The organism is Protofrankia sp. Cr1 (genome assembly GCF_963555865.1).
Taxonomy (GTDB): domain Bacteria; phylum Actinomycetota; class Actinomycetes; order Frankiales; family Frankiaceae; genus Protofrankia.
The window spans coordinates 1626-2506 of sequence record NZ_CAUVXO010000574.1 but is presented as its reverse complement, the minus strand read 5'-3'; the positions used below and the strand labels follow the sequence as shown (position 1 = coordinate 2506).

Below are 881 nucleotides of genomic sequence, written 5' to 3'. Positions count from 1 at the left end.
CCGGTCGTGAGCTGCCCGGTGGCGGGACCGCAGATAACACGCCGGACCAGCGGCCATCCCGGCAAGCTCGTGAAACCAGAGCCGGCGCATGGGCAGTTCGGCTGGAGCGGCCGCGCGGTGACTGGCGGCCGGTGGCCGCCACGGTGTGTCGGTGACCCTGCGGCCGGTCCGTCGCCGGCTCGCCCGTAGGTGACCGACCCCGGCGGGGATCGCGACGAGCAGGCCCGGAGCCGTGGCAGGGTCAAGCAGGTACTTGAAGAGGAACGAGGTCAGCCCGGTGCCGTAGCCGAAAAGCTGCCGGCGCAGCGCATCCAGATCGGCCCGGTGACTGTGCCAGACCAGCGCCGCCGGCTCATAGGCGACGGCGTGTCCGGCCAGCAGCAGGCGGACGAAGACGTCGAGGTCCTCGCCGCCGGCCGACGCGGTGCCCGCGCCGAGGGCCTCGTCGAAGCCGCCGAGCGCGCGCAGCACCTCGCGGCGAAAGGCCATGTTCGCGCCGGTACCGAACGCCCCCGCGCTGTACGGGTACAGCGGGCCCGGCCGTCGGGACCGATCGAGGTCGAACAGCGTTGGCCGGCAGCTCGTCGCCCATGACACGCGGGCGTCGAAGTACCGTTCCGCCGGGCTGTCCAGAGTGGCCGCGGCGACGAGTCCGGTGACGCAGACCACATCGGGCCGGCGCTCGAAGCCGCGCACCAGGCCGCGGATCCAGCCGGCGTCCACGGTCACGTCGTCGTCGGTAAAGGCGACGATCTCACCGCTCGCGGCGCTCAGACCCGCGTTGCGCGCCCGTGAAAGCCCTGGCCGCGGCTCCACGACATACCGGAACCGTGGGTCGCCGGCGGTATGGGTGGCGAACATGGTCCGGGTCGCACGGTCGG

Annotated in this window: 1 protein-coding gene; it reads right to left on the bottom strand. The window is 72.9% G+C overall.

Features of this window, described 5'->3' with window-relative positions:
- The coding region (locus tag U9980_RS26030; RefSeq protein WP_416210399.1) for a glycosyltransferase at positions 1–861 on the bottom strand (861 nt) is incomplete at its 3' end.
- Between the last annotated feature and the right edge of the window lie 20 nt (positions 862–881).